At 64.8% G+C, this 15467-nt stretch carries 18 protein-coding genes and 2 tRNA genes; 14 read left to right on the forward strand and 6 right to left on the reverse strand.

Translation table 11 applies throughout. The features are described 5' to 3' along the window. Positions 1–82: 82 nt before the first annotated feature. A complete protein-coding gene (mscL, locus tag RDV55_RS06630) occupies positions 83–496 on the reverse strand; it encodes a large conductance mechanosensitive channel protein MscL (protein ID WP_111823886.1) in 414 nt (137 codons plus the stop codon). A gap of 284 nt (positions 497–780) precedes the next feature. Beyond that, entirely contained in the window at positions 781–1329 is a 549-nt protein-coding gene (locus RDV55_RS06635) for a 5-formyltetrahydrofolate cyclo-ligase (protein ID WP_245907710.1), read from the reverse strand. A 136-nt stretch (positions 1330–1465) separates the two neighbouring features. On the opposite strand from RDV55_RS06635, the gene RDV55_RS06640 reads away from it, so the two are divergent. The 5 genes from RDV55_RS06640 to RDV55_RS06660 all read left to right on the forward strand — a co-directional run bounded on the left by RDV55_RS06640 (position 1466) and on the right by RDV55_RS06660 (position 6114). After that, entirely contained in the window at positions 1466–2389 is a 924-nt protein-coding gene (locus RDV55_RS06640; RefSeq protein ID WP_174703817.1) for a UTP--glucose-1-phosphate uridylyltransferase, read from the forward strand. Between the two features lie 5 nt (positions 2390–2394). Continuing rightward, positions 2395–3621: a molybdopterin molybdotransferase MoeA gene (locus RDV55_RS06645; protein ID WP_111823883.1), complete on the forward strand. Its 1227-nt coding sequence runs from the start codon at positions 2395–2397 to the stop codon at positions 3619–3621. Further along, a complete protein-coding gene (locus RDV55_RS06650; RefSeq protein WP_111823882.1) occupies positions 3618–4316 on the forward strand; it encodes a GNAT family N-acetyltransferase in 699 nt (232 codons plus the stop codon). The genes RDV55_RS06645 and RDV55_RS06650 overlap by 4 nt, the downstream gene beginning before the upstream one ends. A gap of 192 nt (positions 4317–4508) precedes the next feature. Further along, complete coding sequence (locus RDV55_RS06655) at positions 4509–5477, forward strand: hypothetical protein (RefSeq protein WP_111823881.1); 969 nt, start codon at positions 4509–4511, stop codon at positions 5475–5477. 561 nt (positions 5478–6038) lie between these two features. Then, positions 6039–6114 (forward strand) — tRNA-Ala (locus RDV55_RS06660). A 526-nt stretch (positions 6115–6640) separates the two neighbouring features. Here RDV55_RS06660 and RDV55_RS06665 read toward each other — a convergent pair. Beyond that, complete coding sequence (locus tag RDV55_RS06665) at positions 6641–6913, reverse strand: hypothetical protein (RefSeq protein ID WP_111823880.1); 273 nt, start codon at positions 6911–6913, stop codon at positions 6641–6643. A gap of 627 nt (positions 6914–7540) precedes the next feature. Between RDV55_RS06665 and RDV55_RS06670 the strand changes: the two genes are divergently transcribed. Then, complete coding sequence (locus RDV55_RS06670; protein ID WP_111823920.1) at positions 7541–8443, forward strand: fructosamine kinase family protein; 903 nt, start codon at positions 7541–7543, stop codon at positions 8441–8443. A gap of 113 nt (positions 8444–8556) precedes the next feature. Then, positions 8557–8633, forward strand: a tRNA-Ile gene (locus RDV55_RS06675). Here RDV55_RS06675 and RDV55_RS10540 read toward each other — a convergent pair. Then, positions 8590–8928 carry a helix-turn-helix domain-containing protein gene (locus RDV55_RS10540; protein ID WP_111823919.1) on the reverse strand — a complete coding sequence of 113 codons (339 nt, stop codon included), beginning with the start codon at positions 8926–8928 and terminating at the stop codon, positions 8590–8592. The genes RDV55_RS06675 and RDV55_RS10540 overlap by 44 nt on opposite strands. Before the next feature lie 81 nt (positions 8929–9009). On the opposite strand from RDV55_RS10540, the gene RDV55_RS10545 reads away from it, so the two are divergent. Then, a complete protein-coding gene (locus RDV55_RS10545; RefSeq protein WP_082163113.1) occupies positions 9010–9273 on the forward strand; it encodes a helix-turn-helix domain-containing protein in 264 nt (87 codons plus the stop codon). 2 nt (positions 9274–9275) lie between these two features. Next, the gene (locus tag RDV55_RS06680) at positions 9276–10130 is read left to right on the forward strand and encodes a hypothetical protein (RefSeq protein WP_111823879.1); all 855 of its coding nucleotides are present in this window, start codon (positions 9276–9278) and stop codon (positions 10128–10130) included. 53 nt (positions 10131–10183) lie between these two features. Here RDV55_RS06680 and RDV55_RS06685 read toward each other — a convergent pair whose 3' ends face one another. After that, positions 10184–10516, reverse strand: a complete 333-nt coding sequence (locus RDV55_RS06685) for a hypothetical protein (RefSeq protein WP_133256521.1) — start codon at positions 10514–10516, stop codon at positions 10184–10186. Positions 10517–11748: 1232 nt separating this feature from the next. On the opposite strand from RDV55_RS06685, the gene RDV55_RS06690 reads away from it, so the two are divergent. Both RDV55_RS06690 and RDV55_RS06695 read left to right on the forward strand, forming a co-directional pair. Beyond that, positions 11749–12135, forward strand: a complete 387-nt coding sequence (locus RDV55_RS06690) for a hypothetical protein (RefSeq protein WP_133256520.1) — start codon at positions 11749–11751, stop codon at positions 12133–12135. A gap of 211 nt (positions 12136–12346) precedes the next feature. Continuing rightward, entirely contained in the window at positions 12347–13213 is an 867-nt protein-coding gene (locus tag RDV55_RS06695; RefSeq protein WP_245907709.1) for a hypothetical protein, read from the forward strand. 72 nt (positions 13214–13285) lie between these two features. Here RDV55_RS06695 and RDV55_RS06700 read toward each other — a convergent pair whose 3' ends face one another. Beyond that, on the reverse strand, positions 13286–13603 hold the full coding sequence (locus tag RDV55_RS06700; protein ID WP_111823875.1) for a hypothetical protein: 318 nt from the start codon (positions 13601–13603) through the stop codon (positions 13286–13288). A 121-nt stretch (positions 13604–13724) separates the two neighbouring features. Here RDV55_RS06700 and RDV55_RS06705 point away from each other — a divergent pair, with 121 nt between their 5' ends. From RDV55_RS06705 to RDV55_RS06715, 3 genes are read left to right on the forward strand one after another with little or no spacing between them, the layout of a single operon-like run. Further along, the gene (locus tag RDV55_RS06705; RefSeq protein ID WP_245907708.1) at positions 13725–14342 is read left to right on the forward strand and encodes a DUF6668 family protein; all 618 of its coding nucleotides are present in this window, start codon (positions 13725–13727) and stop codon (positions 14340–14342) included. Next, positions 14342–14629 (forward strand): hypothetical protein, encoded by a 288-nt coding sequence (locus RDV55_RS06710; protein ID WP_245907707.1) that lies wholly within the window; start codon positions 14342–14344, stop codon positions 14627–14629. Before RDV55_RS06705 ends, RDV55_RS06710 begins: the two co-directional genes overlap by 1 nt. Before the next feature lie 12 nt (positions 14630–14641). After that, positions 14642–15466 (forward strand): DUF8175 domain-containg protein, encoded by an 825-nt coding sequence (locus RDV55_RS06715; RefSeq protein WP_111823873.1) that lies wholly within the window; start codon positions 14642–14644, stop codon positions 15464–15466. Position 15467 lies beyond the last annotated feature (1 nt).

The raw sequence follows: 15467 nt of genomic DNA on the forward strand, positions 1-15467 counted from the left end.
GGCGGCCGCCAGCTAAAGAAGGCGGGGCCGATGCGTGTCGCATCGGCCCCGCCTTGATCCCTCGCGAGGAGTGTCAGGAAGCTCAGTGGCGCGGCGTGCCCTGGGCGAGGGCGTCGCGGATCTCGGTGAGGAGCTTGACCTCGTCGCTCTCTTCCTTGTTGGCCTCGGCCTCGGCCTCATCCGCGGCGGCCTGCTTCTTCATGCGCTCGTTGAGGGCGTTCATCGGGACAATGATGCACAGGTAGAGCGCGATGGCCATGAGCAGGAAGTTGATGATTGCGGTGATCAGGACGCCGAACTTCACGTCGGTGCCGTTGAGGGTGAGGATGAAGGCGTCCGAGAAGTCGGGCTTGCCGATGACGGCGGCGATGAGGGGGTTGATGATGCCGTCGACGAGGGCGTCGACGATGTTCTTGAAGGCGGCACCGATGATGACACCGACGGCGAGCTCGACGACGTTACCGCGAGAGATGAATTCCTTGAATCCCTGGATCATGTTGTCTCCTGTGAGAGTGGCCGGGTGAGCCGGCAAGTCTGAAGTGCCGAAGTATTTCGGCGTGGCGGTTCGGTGCCGCCGGGGAGCGCGCTCCCTGCTGGCGCTCCTTCACAGACCCTCACCCTAGTGTGGACTAAGGTCGTGCGACAGTGCTTAGGGGGTAATCTTCATCGCATTTTTTGCAATACGGTCAGAGATGAGCGATTTTGGGCCGAAAAGTCCCGCGTGAGACGTATGTGATAAATGGGTGAGTCCTGGCTCGTAACAGGGATAATCGTGGAAAGCTATCGAGCGTCGGTGACTATCGTACGCCTCGGCGTGATGATCGAGTCGACTGGGATGTCGTGCGATTCCGTGGCAATCTCCCCGTTCTCCATAACCTCGTCATCAAAGACCACCGCGGCGATCTGCGCAGTGGGCGCGCGGTGTAAGAGTGCCCGGTCGTACCAGCCACCACCCTGACCCAGACGAGAGCCATCGCGGGACGCCGCCAACGCCGGAATGACGATGAGGTCCGCTTCCCCGAGGGACTCCGCTCCGAGTGCAATGCCAGCCGGCTGAGCGGGAGGGCGCCCGAGCGTCGCCAAAGCCTGCCCCGCTTCCCACACGCCCCAACAGGTTGCAGCCAGGGGAGTCCCGGCCTCGTCGAGGAGGATGGGTAGCAGAGCGCGATCAAAAAGATCAAAGGCGAGGGACATGTCCGGCTCAAGAGGGGTCGGAACGAAGAGGGCGGGCATCGAGATTCCTCCCATTGACGAGGCCACGGCGCGGATCTGACGAGCGATGCCCTCCGCTTCCCCGCGGTTGCGCACAGGGATGGGGGAGCGGCTCACGGGCGGCGACAGCAATGCCTTGGGCGTGGTGTTCTCGGCGCGCCGAACGCGACGCCTGCTACGCACTTGCGCGCGGAGGGTTGTTTTTGTGGGCATCGTCTCCCTTTCGGGCCGTATCTTCGCTACGCTGTGAAGTATGTCAGATAAAAACCAGCCCGTAGTGCACGCCGTCGTCCCCTCGGCCGGTCGCGGAACCCGCTTCCTGCCCATCACGAAGTCCGTGCCCAAGGAAATGTTGCCCGTCGTCGACCGTCCCTCGATCGAGTACATCGTGCGAGAGGCCACGGATGCCGGCATCGAAGACATCCTCTTCGTCACCCGCGCCGGCAAGCAGTCGATTGAAGACTACTTCGACGCAGAACCCGGCCTCGAGGCCGACCTCGAGAAGGCGGGCAAGAAAGCGGCCCTCGAGTACGTCAACGAGTACAAGAAGTACGCGCGCGTCCACTCCGTGCGTCAGGGACACCCCCTGGGCCTGGGCCACGCGATCCTGCAGGCCAAGTCCCACGTGGGCGACGCCCCCTGCGCCGTCCTGCTGCCGGACGATCTCATGGAGCCCGGATCGCAGCTGCTGCGCAAGATGATCCAGGTGCGCTCCGCCCTGGGCGGCACCGTCGTCGCCCTTCTGAAGGTCACCCCCGAGCAGGCCACCGCCTACGCGTCGACCGCCGTCGAGGTCCTGCCGATCCCCGAGGGCGTCGACCTCGAAGAAGGTCAGCTCATGCGCATCACCGACGTCACCGAGAAGCCCCCGCTCGAAGAGGTCAAGTCCGAGTACGCGGTCGTCGGCCGCTACCTGCTCGACCCGGCTGTCTTCACGGCCCTCGAGAGTATCGAACCGGGTGTCGGTGGTGAGTATCAGCTCACAGATGGGTACGCGCGCATGATCGACCTCCCCGAAGAAGAGGGTGGAGGGTTGTACGGTGTAGTCATCGACGAGCGACGCTTCGACACCGGGGACAAACTCGGCTACCTCGAAGCCAACGTTACGCTCGCCCTTGAGGACCCGGCGCTTGGAGCGGAACTCAAGGAGTTCCTGCGCTCCAAGCTCGAGGACTGACAACTATGCGAAGCGTTGCCGACTTCTACCAGGACTGCATGGCCGTTGCCCACGCGCTGCCGCCGCTTGACGTTCAGCTCGCTGACGCGGTCAGCTGCGTGCTCGCAGAGGACGTACAGGCACCCTTTAACCTCCCGGTTGCCGACCTGTCGGCGTGCGACGGATACGCCGTCCGCATCCGCGACTGCGAGGGAGCCACCCTGGAGAAGCCGGTGACGCTTCCAGTCACCGAGGAGATCCGCGCCGGTGCCGTCGACCCGGCAGCGCTCGTCCCCGGCACAGCGATCCGCATCGCGTCCGGCGCGCCCATGCCCACGGGGGCCGAGGCCGTGGTCTCCCTCGAGTTCACGGACCACGGCATCGCCCAGGTTGCCCTGCGCACGGCCCCCGCCAGCGGCGAGAACATTCGCCGCCGCGCGGAGGATGTCGCCCAGGGCGACACCGTCCTGCGTTCGGGTACTCGTATCGGTGCCCGCCAGATGGCGCTCCTCGCCGGCGTGGGACGCGACCGCGTGCTGGTACACCCGCGCCCGCGCGTCGTCATCATCTCTATCGGCGACGAGATCGTCGAGCCCGGAGGGGAGGCGCGTCCCGGCACCGTCTTCGATGCCAACGGTCACGCCCTGTCGACCGCCGTCGCCGACGCGGGGGCGCAGACTTTCCGCGTCGCCGCCGTCCCGGACGAGCGAGCCCGCCTACGTGAGACCATCGAGGACCAGCTGGTGCGCGCCGACCTGATTCTGACGACCGGCGGCATCTCCTACGGCAGCGGCGACACCGTCCGCGAGGTCCTGGGTACACTTGGCACGGTTCGCTTCGACAATGTTGCCGCATGGCCCGGCCACATCATGGGTGTGGGCACCGTCGGCGGTGAAGACGGCCGTCCCGGCACGCCCATCGTCTGCCTGCCCGGTGACCCCGTGTCCGCCCAGGTGTGCTTCGAGGTCTTCGTCCGCCCCGCGCTGCGCCACATGCAGGGCTGGACCGCCGTCAATCGCCCCGTCGTGCGTGCCGCGATCGACCGCTCCTGGTACTCCCCGCGTGGCCGCCGTGAGTTCGTGCGTGTGCGCCTGACCGGCTCTCCGCGTTCCGGATACAACGCTGCCGTCATGGGCACCCCGGCCTCGTTGCTCCTGTCCGCGCTCGCGGACTCGAACGCGCTGGCGGTCGTGCCCGAGGATGTGACGACGGTGCGCGCGGGTGACACCCTTCAGTGCCTGGTCCTCGAATGAGGTATCTGTTCCGTCGCTCCCCGCGCGTGTGGGGGCGCGACATCGACATGCTCACGCTGCGGGTGGTTGACCCCGTCGGCCGCGGGTTCCTGCGTCCCGGCCCCGATGGCGTCGCCAATCCGCGTGAGCTCGTCGTGCGTCCCGTGTGCGGCGACGAGCACCGTGCCCTCGATACCGTGCGCCGCACCGACGGACACTGGCTGCGCCCGTGGGAGGCTACCCTGCCGCCCGAGACCCTGGAGCACATTCCCACTTTTTCGCAGTATGTGCGTCGCGCGGATCGGGATCATCGCGAGGGAACCGGCCTAGTTTTCGGCGTCCAGATCGATGGGCGCTATGTTGGTCAGTTTTCGATCTCGAACGTGCACTGGGGTGCGATGTCCTCGGGGATGCTCGGCTACTGGATCGTCTCGCAATGGGCGGGTCGAGGCCTTGGATCCCTGGTCGCGGGTCTCGTCCTCGATCTGGTGGTAGGTGAACTCGGGCTGCATCGCATCGAGGTGTGCGTGCGCCCGGAGAACGAGCGTTCCCTGGGTGTGTGCCGAGGCCTCGGCCTGGTCGAGGAGGGCCTGCGTCCCCGCTTCATGCACATCGGAGGGCAGTGGGCGGATCATATTGCATTCTCTATTGATACTGAGTCCCTGCCGCAGGGCGGGCTCGTGCAGCGTCGCTGGGGTCGCTCCGCGATCGACTAAGCGTCGTTGTCCGCTTGTGTCCTGGGGTGACGTGCCCGTGTGAACTGGGACGACCATGAAAAGTGGTGCGTATGATACAAATGTTACACGTGTGACAGGTGGGGAATCTTGTCTTTTTACCGAAAGGTTTGAGAGTCCGACACGCGCCCATCGCACAACGCGCAGCACCTCAAACGCCCGTACGTTGAGGGGGTGGAGATAGGTGGACTCGTCATCGTCGCGGTATTCGTCGCACTGTTTGCGACCGTACCGTCGCTCGTTGCACGCCGGACAGCGATCGTCCAGTCTCGCGAAATTGACCGGTTCTCGCCGAAACTGCGCATCATCCACACGACTAAGACAGAATTAGACACGTGCGACAACGCCAGCGGAACCATTCTGGCCCAGCGCGCACTCACGAGCGGAGGCAGCATGCACCAGGGCACCACGGGGCGTAGCCGCCCCGTTATCGACCGACGCAACAACAAGGCGGTCCGCGACATTGCGAAGCTGCGTGCCCGCCGAGCCGCCCGCCTCGCCGCCGAAAGCGCCGCCGGACGCCGCCGCATGGTCATCACCGGCGTCTGCGCTCTCGCGACCGTTGCTCTTGGCATCGTCATCGCCGCCACCTCCCTCGCGTGGGCGTGGATCGCGATCCCTGCCGCCGCGCTCGTGGCTTCCCTCGCCGCCTCTCGCGTTGCGGCCGTCCGCTCCCAGCAGGCCTCCGAACGCGAACTCGAACTCCTCACGAAGCTCCGTGGCGACGTGCGTGGTGCCGGTCGTCCGACAGCAGCTGTGCCGGCCGAGCGTCCTGCTTCGCCTTCCGAAGAGGTCGTCGAAGCGACGGCGGACGAGGCTGCAGCACCCGAGACTGGCTCCGTGCCTTCCCTCGTGTTCAACGTCGACGTCCCCGAGGTCGTCGAGGTTGCTGACACCCCGGCCCGCGCGTGGACCGTCGTCCCCGTCCCCGCTCCGACATACGCGTCGCGCGAGCGCGTCCGCGGACGCATCGTCCACGCCGACACCGACCTGCGCGGCATTCCGCGCATCGGCGCCGCCGTGCCGGCGCGCCCGATCGCCCAGACCGCTCAGGTGGGGGCCCGTTCCACCGCCGAGGTCGTCGCCGACCAGGCCGTCGCCCTGGACCTCGATGCCGTCCTGGACGCGCGACGCGCCCAATAGGGGACCTCTCAGCTGCTGATGCCGCGCCGCGGGCCTTCGGGCTCGCGGCGCGGTCGTATGCCGGGGCTGATGGCGGGGTTGCATACAGGAGGGTTGATGGCGGGGTTGCGTGCGGGCCCACCTAGATAGCCTCGACCGAGAACAGTTGCATGCGGGGCTGATGGAAGGGTTGCATACCGGGGCTGATGGTGGGGTTGCTTTCGGGGGCTGATGGCGGGGTTGCATGCGGGCGCTGAAAAACGGTTGTCGCCGACAAGGGCGTGAGTCCTCGCGGTTGCCAGCTTCATCGTCGTCTATTGGTCCGGAGCGTTCCCAGTCCGGTGCGTCGTACGCGAGCACGTTCCTGCGTAATACGTAGCGTCTGGACGCTGTGCTGGCGCTGCCCATTCATCGAACCTCATGCGCGTTCCGCAGTGTTGGGTAACGGCGTGGCGTAGTGTTGGGTAACGGCGTGGCGTAGACCGGCGAATCGCTGCGTTTCTTCCTATCCGTGGTGTCCCGCACGTGGTCGTGGTCGGCTTGCGTCGCTGATCGCCATGGTGCTAAGCTGTTCGAGTCCTTGGGGCTATGGCGCAGTTGGTAGCGCGTCTCGTTCGCAATGAGAAGGTCGGGGGTTCGAATCCCCCTAGCTCCACCACAGGCCGACATCCGATCGCGGATGTCGGTTTTTTATATGCCTGTGCGCGTTGGTGTTATGCCTGTTGCCGTGTTGCTTGGCACCGCTGGTGTTCCGGGCACCTGCTGGGCCGGGCTGCGCCGTGGGTGGCGGCCCGCCCGCGAGCCGTCCGCGCCGCGAGCTTCGCTCGGCGCGTCGCCTCGAAGCCCGGCCAGGCCTCGCCACCGCCCACGGGCACCGCAGCCTGGCTCTCTTGCGCCCTGCGGTCCCTCCGGCGCCCTCCGCACCGGCGACGCTTGGTTGCTGATGTGTGGCTTGGTGCGTCGTTTCGAAGCCCGGCCAGGCCTCGCCACCGCCCACGGGCACCGCAGCCAGGTCCTCTTGCGCCCTGCGGTCCCGCCGGCGTCCTCCACAGCAGACTGCTGTCGCTCACCGGTATGGCTGGCGACTCACGTGAAACCGTCATCGCCTTTGCCGGCGTGTGCTCTGTCTCCGGTGAAACCGACGACACCATTGCAAGCCGGATACACCTGTTTTTGCTGCTATTTCATCGAGCAAAGGCGTCGTGGGTTTCATACAGGCGTCCTGAGGTTCCCGCATTGGTGCTGACGGTTACATCTCGTGGCGACGTAAGCAGCATGGGCACGACAAAGTTCGCACAGAGCAGCAGGTCAATGACGATAGCGTGAAGATATTCGCCCAGCGCAGGCAAGATGGCACAAAATAGAGGTTTCATAGCGTGCTGGGCGAGTTCTGTCGCGAGTGTGGTCGGGTGGGTGTCTGTTGGGCGAATTTTGGCGCTCGCCGGCACCTTAATCATGTCCCGAAGCCCTCCATCGGTACTGTGGCCAGGCCGTTCCGTGCATGCCTGCCCTCCAGACCGATGAAACCGGCCGCCTACGCGGATAGGTAATTGCGATACGGATAGGTTATGAGCATGCGGATAGCTTATTAACCTATCCGCGTGCCGATAACCTATCCGCATCATGACAACCTATCCACATAGGCCAAGGTGTGGTCCTCGCACGGTCGCCGCGCCGCCGGTCGTGGGGGGTTTTGCACCATTAGGAGCTGGCTCTCGGCGTGTCGCCGGCGTGTCGGATCTCTAATGATGCAATTCCCCCCGATTAACGGCGTGCAGGCCATGACTCACGAGGGTTGGTGCCCAAAACGCAGACCACCTCGGTGAGAAACGTTGACAATGGGCTCTTGTAGGTGAGGTGGTCTGCACTTTGGGCAAATCGGTAGCTGATCGGGTGCGTTGTTCGCGCGTGAACCCGCTACTTTGAGCGCTAACCTGCGCTGTTGGCTGGCCGACCTGCAACGATGGCGCGGGTTGGAGGAGTTGCCGATGCCCCTCACTACCATTGATATCGTTGACTCGTCGCTCAGAGGCGTCGACGGCGGGGAGCGCTGGAGCTTCACCGCAGATAGGAGGCCACACATGATGGACACCATCAGGAAAGCGGATAGCCGCCGCGGACGGATCGCCTACGAGGTCGCGGGGCTTGCTTGGCTCGCCGAGGCCTCGGACCCTGGCGCAGCCGTCGTGCCCGTCCTCGATCACGGCGCGACGTGGCTCGAGGAGCCTCGCCTGGTCTCTGTCGCGCCAACCCCGCGAGCCGCCGAGGACTTTGGCCGCGCCCTCGCCCATACGCACGCCGCCGGAGCCAGCCACCTGGGTGCGCCGCCGCGCGGCTTCGAGGGCGACGGCTGGATGGGGGAGGCTTGCCTGTCCCTGCCTGGTGGTCCCAAGAAAGCCAGCAATGGCGTCGTACCTCAAATGGGGGGAGGCGTGCCCAGTGATAGCGCTCATCCCGAGCGATCCGCGAACGGCGAGGCGGCGCAGAAACGTACCCTGACCTCGGCGGAATCCTGGGGCGCGTTCTACGCGCGTGAGCGCATCGCCCCCTACCTCGACGACCGCACCTTCGCGGCCGCTGAACGTGCTCTCATCGAAAAACTCTGCGAGCGCCTCGAGTCGGGCGTGCTCGACCATGGCCAGCCCCGCCTCGTCGCCGACGCGATCGCCGCGCAAAGGGACGTGGGCGCCGCCCGCACCCACGGCGACCTGTGGAGCGGCAACGTCATGTGGACGCCGGAGGGTGCCGTCCTTATCGACCCCGCCGCCCAAGGCGGACACGCCGAGGAGGACCTCGCGGCCCTTGCCGTCTTCGGATGCCCGCACTACGAGCGGATCCTCGCCGCCTACGACGAGGCCTCGCCCCTGGAGGATGGCTGGCGCGAGCGCGTTGCCTTGCACCAGGCGCACATCATCATGATTCACTGCGCGGTTTTTGGGCGCTCCTACGTTCCCGAGGCCGTCGCCATCGCGCGCAGGTACGCCTGAGTCGCGGCTCGGCTCGGCACCTGTCAGCGGCCGCGCCGGGTGGCGCTCGCCTTCGCGGACGAGGCCGGGGCGGCGGGTGGAGCAAAGGAGCCCTCATCCGGTAGGATGGCACCGCCCCAATAGCTCAGTCGGTTAGAGCAGCGGACTCATAATCCGTGGGTCGTCGGTTCAAGCCCGACTTGGGGCACCAACGCGTCGACATCTCGGCGCCCGGCAGGTTTGAAAGGCGCGGGGATCCACCCGCCCATTCCGTCGGGGGTGGGCATGAGGTCGGCGGGCTCGATGCCAAAAAACATGGCGGTGCGCAGCACCTCGTCAGCTGACCATGAGACATTGCCTCGCAACTTCCGGCTCACCGACGATTTTGTCAGCCCGAGAGGCGTTGCGAGTTCCTGCGCCTGCATTCCGCGCGCGAAGATCTGCTGGTTGACGGCCAGGCCAATTGCCCTGTCCGCGCTCATCGTTCCAAGTTCTTGGGCTGCCATATCTGCAACTGTATCGATTTGGTGCAACTAGTGCAACTGTATCCATTGACAGCAACCGCATTGTGGTAGATCATTACACTCATGAAGTCGCATTCAGTGCAACCAGATGAGTTGCTTAAAACTGGTGAAGTTGCTCAGCGCTACAGTGTGGCCGCAAGTACAGTGCGCCGTTGGGTCGCCGCGGGAAGGCTCCCGGCGACCCAACTGCCTTCTGGGCAGTTGCGTTTCTCAGCTCGGGCCGTCGAGGCAGCAATGCGTGAACTAAACGCAGAATCTGCGGGCAAGCCTAGGGCTCGGTCATTGTCGGATGTTCCGCTGCCTGGCTTGGGCAGGGCTGGGAGGTAGTCGTGGCCGTGGAGCGGTTCACGAGCCTGTCGGCGGGAGTGCTTGCTAAGCGCGCCGACCGCGAGCTCGCCGAGATCATGGAGGCCCTGGGGTTGGAGGGCTCGAATGCGGGCGCCGCGCTGGGCGCGGTGCGCGGGATGCTGGCTGAGGCCGAGCGCGCGAGCGCACAGGCCGAGTGCAGGGCGAAGCGGCTCCGCCGCCAGGTCGCCGAGTATGAGTACTACCAGGGGATGTACGAGGGCGAGGCATTTTACGCCCGCGACGATTTACGTGAGCGCATCGCAGCGCTCGCACGGGCGCGGGCCGCGCTCGCGCGCGGGGACAGCGCGGCGTGCGGGAAAGGCCTGGAGGCTTTGGCGGCCGCCCTTGCGGGGGACCTGGCCGACGCTGAGGCTCAGTTCCCTGAACCCACTGAGGATGATCTGGTATCGCACTTGTGGGCGCTGGATCATTTGGAGCCCGTCGAGGACGGGGACGACGGGGAGTTGGGCGACGACGACGCGGACGGGCTGGGTGCGGCGCTGGCGGACCTGATCTCTTCTGTTGAGGTCGCGCGCGAGCATGTGGCTACCGCTGGCGTGTCCGTGGACCGCCTCGTTGCCGCGTCCGAGGGAGCTGTGCCGGATCTCCAGGTTCTCGCCCGTGAGGCGGTTGAGGAGTTGCGGGCCGCGTGGGAGGCTATGCCCCGACGGGAGGTTGTGTTCACCCGTACCGCTCATAACGATGGCTCTGTCGCCTGGGATGTGGGGCGCAGCATCGTCACTGGCCCGGACCTGGACGGGGCTCGCTTTGGTGTTTTGCCTAACGAAGGCAACGCAGCGGCGGCCCCCAGCGCTCAGTGTGGGGGTGAGTGCTGATGCTGGCCTTCACGTTGGTGGGGTCCTTGATTGTGATCTGGCAGGAGGAGACCTCAGAACCTCCGGTTGCTCAGGATCCATGTGTTGGGGTGTCCAGGTTCGTCGTTGCGGGTGATGAACAAGAGGGTGGACCAGTCCAAGCCGACTTGGATCGCGCGACTGATTTTCGTTGCGTCGTCGCGGTTGAAGCTGAGTGGCAGCATCATGAACAGCTCTGCGCCTTTGACGCGAGTTGCGACCTCGTAGGGGTAATCGTCGTCCGCGATGCTGATGCCCGTGCTGTCGTCGTCAACGCGTTCGACTTTGAGGACGCGTTCAAGGCTGAGGCCGTCCTCAATCGCTTTGCGCAGGGCTTGCAGGTCGTCGTTGGGGATGTTCCAGGCCATGATCATTCTTCCCTTCTCCTTACGTGTTGGGAGGGGGTGCGGGGATCTTCTCCGCACGTTGGAGTTGTGAGAGGCGGACGGGTATCCGCCTGCGCTCCCCGTCGTACTTGGGTCGCGTGTCGCGGCCGTGTGTGGGGCTGGGGGCGGCTGGCACTGCCCCGGTACCACCGTAAACCCGCCCGCGCGCGTCTGAGTAGAGCGTGCGCGGGTCCTCGTGGAGGGGAGCAGTGATGAGCGAGTACTTCGTCGTGCGGCGTGGGGCGACCGCGTTGCGTAATGAGGTCGTTTTTGATGAGCGGATCTCGTATGCGGCGCTGGGGATCCTGGCGCGCGCGTTGGCGTCGCCGGAGGGCGCGAACTTGGGGTATCGGGCGTTCGTTGGCCGGGGGCTGGGTGAGAAGGCGGTTCGGGCGGCGATGCGGGAGTTGGAGTCGGTGGGTTACAGGTTCCGTTTCACGTTGCGCAAGTCGTCGGGGCGGGTGCGTACGCTCACGATCTTCTCCGACGAGCCGATGAGCCCGCAGCAAGCGCGAGTGGTGGCCCTCGAACAGTCGCGGGGGGATTACCTGATGGAGGGGGCGGCGTCCCCGGATCCGGAGCTTGCTGGTGAGGAGGAGCGTTTGCGCAGGTCGCACCGTGCGGCAACAGGTGCCGCACGGTCGGATGGACGCGCCTCTCACCGTGCGGCAACAGGTGCCGCACGGTCTGACCAGGGAAAACAGGGTAAAAGTCCTGGTCGCACCGTGCAGCGCTCCACCGTAGCACGGTCGAGCGCGGCACTATCCCTACGGGATACCAAGTCTTCTAAAGAAGACCTAACCCAACCCCACCCCCACCCGCCCCAGAGGTCGACCAGTCCGACCTCGCCGGGTGAGGGGCAGGGTTCGGTTGGGTCGGGGATCGACTCTGGCGATGAGGCGGTTGCTGAGAGGGAGGCTGCGTCGCCGGTGGCGACGTCAGCGCCCCGGAAGTGCCGTAGAGGCCCTCAGAGGCACCCTGGAGGCGCGAAAGACCCTGCGGCTATGCCTGAGGGTGGTCGGGGTGCTGGAAGTGCCTCAGACGGTGATCTAGCGGTTTTGGCGGCGTGTGTGCCCGAGCAGTTTCGGGTGATGGACGCATGTGGGCTCGCGGTCGTGGTTGGTTTGCTGCGTGAACGGCTTGACGCTGGCTGGAGGCCAGCGGAGATTAAGCGTTTGCTGGATTCACCGCCGCCGGCGGAAGGTGTGAAGTTCATGTCCCGGTTTGTTGCTAAGCGTTTGGAGCGTTTGGTGGCTGTGGGGGAGTCTCCTCGGGCTCAGGTTGCGGCGGCCGAGCGTGAGCGTGAGCGCCTTGCGGCTGAGCGAGCTGCTGCCGAGGATGAGCGTGTGGCACAGACGGCTCCGTCGTTGTTGCACATGCGGATTCACGACCTGGTGACGGAGCTCGCTCCGGGTTTGTCGCGTGCTCGGTGCGCGGTCGTTGAGCTGGCGGTGCAGCAGGCTCTCGCGGATGCATGGCGTCGGGAGAACCCCGGGGGTGGGAAGTCGTCGGCGTCGGCGCTGCTGGAGGTGCTCGCGGCATCTGGTGAGGTGCTCGCGGCTCGGGTGATTGCTGAGCATGTTGATGAGGGGGTTGCCTGAGATGGTGGACGTTCTTCTGTCTTGGCCTGCTTGGGCGCGAGCTCAGAGAGGCTTGGGGGCTTCGGCCCGTGCGTGTTTGCGTGAGCTAGCTTCCTTGGCGGATGATCGGGGGGCCGCGATTGTGGAGATCGACTGGCTGGCTGACGCAACAGACCGTTGTCAGCGGACCGTTTGGCGGGGGCTGGCTGAGTTGGAGGATCGTGCTCTGATCGTGCGTGAGGAGCGCAGAGAGGCGGGGCATCGCGCGCCGTCACGATTCCAGCTGGTCCGTGACCCCGCAGTTGCTGTGGAGCGAACCCGCGAGCGGATTCAGAGCCTGGGCGTCGTCGTCGACGTCTTCACCGGGGGCGCGGTTGGCTCGGATGACAATGAGGGGTTGCGCGCAGTCCTCGTTGAGGCCTGTCAGGCGGGCTGGGTTGGGCAAGGTGCGAGCCGTTTGGCTGTCACGTTACTGGAGCATGGTCCCAAGCAGTTCGGGCGTCTCGCGGTTCGCCAGGCACGTTTTGAGGGAGAAACGGTATCGAACGCTTTGGCTGATGTCTTGACGTTGGCGTGGCTGGAAGCGCGGGCGTCCGCCGCGTCGATGATCCGCGCCCGGCGCCCGTGGGCAGTGTGGTCGCGGGCCGTGGAGTGCGCGGTTGCGGAGGAGTCGCTGGCAAGCCTGGAGGACCGGGGCGCAGTGACCACTACGGGCGTTGTCCCTGAAGGGGGTTCGCCCCTCGCTGGCGGGGCGGGGGAGCTGTATGTGGGAATTGATGAGCTGACAGGACCGTTTGTGCGGGTGGTTGATGCGTTGCGTGACGCGGGTGTGCCGTCGACTCTCGCGTGGGCGGGCAGTGTCCGTGTCGCACAGATCGCGGCTCATGTCTCGGTCGCGAATTCTCACACGATGGCCGCGCGCGACGCTACGCTCGCCTCTCTTGGGGTGAGTCCTGCTGCTGCCCGCGCGTGGATGACGCTCCTGGTTGGGTCGCGGCGTGGAACGGTCGCGAACGCTCTCCACGCCGATCAGAAATCGCTGAGTGAACAGGCCTCGGTCGTGGCAGAGGCATGGCGCAACACCGCGCTTATCGCATAGATCACATTGGGAGGGTTGGGCTGACTGACGGGAATGTCAGGTTGCTCCGTTTTCCTTGGATTATCTAGGCTTTTATGGTTTGTCGGGAAATGTGTAGCCGTCGATGTTGCGAATGTCTTTGATGATGTCGTCGATGAGTTCTTGGTCGTCGATGGTGGTGTCGTCTTCGACCCATTCGCTCTTGACGGTGATTTCGAGGCGCTGGAAGACGCGCATGCGGGACATGTCGATTCCGTGGCGCATCGCTTTGTCGACGGCTTGCGCGATCGCGTAGTCGCGATCATCTGAAGGCCAGCCGGCGGTGTTGAGTTGGCCGCCGGCGCCGGGAGGGCGGCCGTCGAAGGTGACGGCCCAGTACTGGAGGCGTTCAGGCTGGGAGTCGTGGTTCATGAGGGGAGCTCCTGGAGGTGTCAAACGGTCTTCAACAATGATGCCATCTTGGCGAGGTTACTGGGGTGGAGGGGGTGTGCGTGTACGTGCTGACGGATAGGGCGTAGAGAAAGGAGCGCACATGCCGACTCTGTTTCGGGGACAATCCCCTGCGCCCACGGAGAATCACTGGCTTGCTCCTAGTGGTCCGTCGGTGCCGATTCCGCCGCCTCCTGCTGTGGCCGCAGCACGCACGTGGGCTCCGGGCGTTGATGGACTCACGGTTCGGCGTCGTATCCGGCGATCGACCGTCGACGGCGCGCCTCTCCTGTGGACCGTGGGCGCACACGGCGGTGCCGGAACCTCGACGTGGGCACACATCCTCGGTGTCGGTGATGCTGGCGCATCCTGGCCGCAGCACGTCAACCCAACGCGCGCGTTGAGCGTCGTGGTCTGCTGTCGATCAACAGTGGCAGGTCTGCGAGCCGCGCAGGATGTGGCTATCGAGTGGGCGGCCGGAGCGCTGCCGGGGCAGCTCGTTGGCCTCGTCGTGGGTGCTGATGCCCCTGGACGTCTCCCTCGTGAGCTCCGCGATCAGCTGCAGATCACGTCGGGAGCATTCCCCCACTGCATTTTCGTTCCGTGGCAGGCGCAGTGGCGCTTCGCCCGGGACACGGAAAACGACGTGAATACCAATCTTTCACGCCGTATCAACAAAATCGCCGCCACCGTGGCGGCGTGGACCGAAAGGACAGCCTGATGGTTGCATCGCGCATTTCTGCACTACTTGGGACCGATGTGGTTCCGAACCCGTCACCGAAGGCGATTGAAGGCCTGATGGACAAGATCAATGATCTTTTGGGCAATGCCATGTGGATTGGCATTATCTGCGGTGTGCTCGGCTTGATTATCGCAGGCGGGATGATTGCCCTTCACAACCGGCAAGGGCCTGGAGCTGGTGGCGAAGTCGCCGAGAAGGTCGGGTGGGTTATTGCTGGTGTCCTCATCGTCGTGTCGGCACCGATTATCATCAGGCAGTTTGTCTAAAGGAGCGAGGTCATGAGCGATAGCGGTGAGGTAAGAGAACGGAGTCCATTCGCATCCCCATGGGTGATTGCCTCCGGTCTGATTGTCATTGTCGTTGTGGCGATGGGGATTGGGCTGGGAGTGGGGCTGGCGATGCGCGGCTCTACAGCGACGCAGCCGTCCGGTCAGTCAGGCCTGCCGACCGGAACTCCGACGGTGCTCACGCCATCGCCGAGCGCATCGCCGTCGCTCATGCCCTCCCCGACCCCCACGGAGGGGGTACTCGGAATGGACTATGTATCTCAGCCATGCTACGTCGACGAGGTCAACATGTTGCCGTTGGGACAAACTCCTCGAGCAACGCGCGTGAGCACTGTCCAGGGTGGCCGGTCGGTTGAGGTTGCATCCAAGGCGGGCCCCTTTGCCGCGATGGATCGATCGAATCTTTCGTATTGCTACTCCCATACGGTGGAGGGTGCGATTACCTCTGGGGCGAACTTCCTCCTGCATTCAACATGGGATGTTGACCATCGCGATTCGATCGCGATGGATCTTGCGGATAACTCTGATGGGACACTCGCGGGTAAGGTTTTTGACTCGAGTCGCTCTCACTCTGGGGTCTACTCCATGCGGCAGGCACATATCACGGGCTACTACTACGAAATCCGTGATGAGAACAATGTGCTTGTCGTCTATACCTTCACCCTCGGAGACGATCCAAAGACGCTCACCATTCCAGTGCGCATGACATGGGTGACAGACTGGAAAGTCGTCTACCCAGAAACCCCTGACGCCTGGGGGATCGGCGAGCTCACGGGTGAAGCAAAAACTCGAATCACTCCGTGGAGTGTGAACTAAC

The sequence above is a fragment of the Schaalia odontolytica genome (assembly GCF_031191545.1).
Lineage (GTDB): Bacteria > Actinomycetota > Actinomycetes > Actinomycetales > Actinomycetaceae > Pauljensenia > Pauljensenia odontolytica.

What these genes read in the sequence shown, in the direction of transcription:
- RDV55_RS06645 (WP_111823883.1), top strand. Translation starts at nt 2,395, where the DNA reads ATGCGAAGCGTTGCCGACTTCTACCAGGACTGCATGGCCGTTGCCCAC.
- RDV55_RS06665 (WP_111823880.1), bottom strand. Translation starts at nt 6,913, where the DNA reads ATGATTAAGGTGCCGGCGAGCGCCAAAATTCGCCCAACAGACACCCAC.
- RDV55_RS06650 (WP_111823882.1), top strand. Translation starts at nt 3,618, where the DNA reads ATGAGGTATCTGTTCCGTCGCTCCCCGCGCGTGTGGGGGCGCGACATC.
- RDV55_RS06710 (WP_245907707.1), top strand. Translation starts at nt 14,342, where the DNA reads ATGGTTGCATCGCGCATTTCTGCACTACTTGGGACCGATGTGGTTCCG.
- RDV55_RS06640 (WP_174703817.1), top strand. Translation starts at nt 1,466, where the DNA reads ATGTCAGATAAAAACCAGCCCGTAGTGCACGCCGTCGTCCCCTCGGCC.
- RDV55_RS06670 (WP_111823920.1), top strand. Translation starts at nt 7,541, where the DNA reads ATGGACACCATCAGGAAAGCGGATAGCCGCCGCGGACGGATCGCCTAC.
- RDV55_RS10540 (WP_111823919.1), bottom strand. Translation starts at nt 8,928, where the DNA reads ATGGCAGCCCAAGAACTTGGAACGATGAGCGCGGACAGGGCAATTGGC.
- RDV55_RS06715 (WP_111823873.1), top strand. Translation starts at nt 14,642, where the DNA reads ATGAGCGATAGCGGTGAGGTAAGAGAACGGAGTCCATTCGCATCCCCA.
- RDV55_RS06690 (WP_133256520.1), top strand. Translation starts at nt 11,749, where the DNA reads ATGTCCCGGTTTGTTGCTAAGCGTTTGGAGCGTTTGGTGGCTGTGGGG.
- RDV55_RS06685 (WP_133256521.1), bottom strand. Translation starts at nt 10,516, where the DNA reads ATGGCCTGGAACATCCCCAACGACGACCTGCAAGCCCTGCGCAAAGCG.
- mscL (WP_111823886.1), bottom strand. Translation starts at nt 496, where the DNA reads ATGATCCAGGGATTCAAGGAATTCATCTCTCGCGGTAACGTCGTCGAG.
- RDV55_RS10545 (WP_082163113.1), top strand. Translation starts at nt 9,010, where the DNA reads ATGAAGTCGCATTCAGTGCAACCAGATGAGTTGCTTAAAACTGGTGAA.
- RDV55_RS06705 (WP_245907708.1), top strand. Translation starts at nt 13,725, where the DNA reads ATGCCGACTCTGTTTCGGGGACAATCCCCTGCGCCCACGGAGAATCAC.
- RDV55_RS06700 (WP_111823875.1), bottom strand. Translation starts at nt 13,603, where the DNA reads ATGAACCACGACTCCCAGCCTGAACGCCTCCAGTACTGGGCCGTCACC.